Consider the following 2,329-nt stretch of genomic DNA (forward strand, 5'->3'; position numbering starts at 1 on the left):
GGCAGTTCGGTGATGTTGGCCGAGGGAATCCACTCCCTGGTGGATACCGGCAATCAAGGTCTTCTGCTCTATGGACTCCATCGTGCGAAACGACCGGCTGATGAGCGCTACCCGTTCGGGTATGGGAAGGAAATTTATTTTTGGAGTTTTGCTGTGGCCATTATGGTCTTTGCGCTAGGCGCGGGGATCTCTCTGTATGAGGGTGTGTTGCACATTCTTTATCCCGAACCGATTACCAACCCCATGGTCAACTATATCGTGTTGAGTCTCTCCCTCTTATTTGAGGGTGCCGCCTGGTACATGGCCTTCCGTGAATTTTCCCGTGCCAAGGGAAAGTGGTCGTATTTGCAAGCGGTTCAACGGGGAAAAGATCCGACCATCTTTATGGTCCTCTTTGAAGATTCGGCGGCGGTGCTGGGCCTGGCTGTGGCCTTTATCGGCATTTGGTTGGGGCAGGTTACCGGTATTGTCTATATTGACGGTATTGCCACCTGTATCATCGGGTTGATTTTGGCCGGGATCGCCATGTGGCTTGCGTATGAAACGAAAGGATTGTTAATTGGCGAAAGCGCCAATAAGGAAGTGGTCCAGAGCATTCGCGACATGGCCAAACAGCTCCCAGGTGTGGAGCATGTGAATGAAGTATTAACCATGCACATGGGGCCAAACTTTATTTTGGTGAATTTGAGTGTGGACTTTCGAGACGGGGTCACGTCCGAAGAGGTGGAACGCGGCGTGGCCACATTGGATAAAGATATTAAGGTGAAGCATCCCCTTGTGAAACGGGTGTTTGTGGAGGCCGAAGCCCGGCGGGTTCTCAAGGTTCTGGAATAATGCATCACGGCTTCTTGTGCATGAGGTCGTGCAAGGATGGGGCATGTGCTCCGTGGATGCCGATTTGCCCCTTCACTCTGGCCGCTTAATCTTTATCGGTATTCTCGATTTCCAATACCACCGGGCAATGATCGGAGAGATGACGGTAGGCGAGCGGATAGTTTCCTCGAATACGTTCACAGCCTGCCACGGCGCAATAGCCGGTGACCTGGACGGTGGTGACGGTCACTTCTTGCATCTCTTGTGGAACCAGCACATGATCCAGCCAGCCGCCGCGTCCACGAAAATAGTGGGAACATTGCGGATGTAAGGTCAGGTCAGCAAAACCGGGTTTTTCCTTGGCAACTTTTCTGCGCAAATTCTTCAACTCGGAGTCCCGTGATTGCCAATCGCCGGCACCCATCGTATTGAAGTCGCCGAGGATGATCACGTCTCGATCGCGAGCAAGGAGGGGACCTATCGCTTCATCAATCCGGTTTAACGCGTTATGTCGATCTTCCACGGCAAACACCGTCGGACCGGATTTTAAGTGGAGGCCGATCAGATGAAAATCGACCCCACCGGATTCTCTGGCTTTTACCCACGCATATTGCCCTGGGCGTAGCCCGAAGGTGCAGGCGTTGTGGGCCGATTGAGCCCTCGCATTAAATTGCCACAAGCTTTCAAATTGCGATAAGGCCACGCGGGTGTCGTTCCACAATAGTCCGACATGATGGTCTTCGGGCCGACCGCAGGGTTGGCGATACCACCGCCATGTGTCCCCCGTCTGTTCATTCAGTGAAGCGATGATCCTGTCCCAGGCCTTGGTCGCCTCCGGGGTGGCTAAGCTTTCCTGGACCGCGAGAATATCGATTTGCATCCAACGGATCGCACAGATCAGCCATTCGAGATCGGTCGGCTCGGCATGATCCTCGCTTTGGCCGGTGGGCTGGCCGATGGGAAACCATCGAATATTCCACGTGGCCAGTCGGATCTTGGAAGTAGATTCCGCAGCCATACGACTGCCTTGCTTCACGGCGGTTTCGCACTGATCCCGGCTGGCCCATACTTCATGCTCTCCTCCCTCAGCGGTCAGGGAAAGATCGGGTTTGGCAGGTGGTTTCGGCAGCGATGAACCGGCTTTGAGATATTTTTTATGTACCCAGGCCTTGTCATCATTGGGCAAGCGAAGGAAAAGCCATTGGCCATTCTGTGCGGTCTGTTCAATGGTGGCTGAAGTGCCCGTCGGGATATGTTTCAGATAGCTCGGGGCCGGGTTGCGATGGAGCGGGACTCCAATGGGCTTAGTAGCCTCAAGAATCACCGGTTGCCCAACATGAAAATCCTGGGCGAAGGTGATGGACCAGCTACACATGGTGAGCCAGGTTAAGAGAAAGAATGTACAGAAAAGTTGACGCATGCCCTCTACTTAACAAAACTTGAGAGAGAATACCAAGCGGGACCTGGAGCCTCCGTCATTCCGTCATAGACCTTGAGCTGATATTCCTTCTTGTTT

General features: G+C 53.4%; 2 protein-coding genes. One reads left to right on the forward strand and one right to left on the reverse strand.

Translation table 11 applies throughout. From position 1 onward, the window contains the following. Nucleotides 1-834, forward strand: an 834-nt coding sequence (locus tag AAH187_RS10360; protein ID WP_342348385.1) for a cation diffusion facilitator family transporter, incomplete at its 5' end; no start/stop codon positions are given. A gap of 85 nt (nt 835-919) precedes the next feature. Here AAH187_RS10360 and AAH187_RS10365 read toward each other — a convergent pair. Then, nucleotides 920-2,233 carry an endonuclease/exonuclease/phosphatase family protein gene (locus AAH187_RS10365; protein WP_342348386.1) on the reverse strand — a complete coding sequence of 438 codons (1,314 nt, stop codon included), beginning with the start codon at nt 2,231-2,233 and terminating at the stop codon, nt 920-922. Between the last annotated feature and the right edge of the window lie 96 nt (nt 2,234-2,329).

The organism is uncultured Nitrospira sp. (assembly GCA_902500695.1).
Classification (GTDB): Bacteria; Nitrospirota; Nitrospiria; order Nitrospirales; family UBA8639; genus Nitrospira_E.

Bases quoted from the DNA above. Each gene is read 5' to 3' on its own strand.
- AAH187_RS10365 (WP_342348386.1), bottom strand. From the start codon at position 2,233: ATGCGTCAACTTTTCTGTACATTCTTTCTCTTAACCTGGCTCACCATG.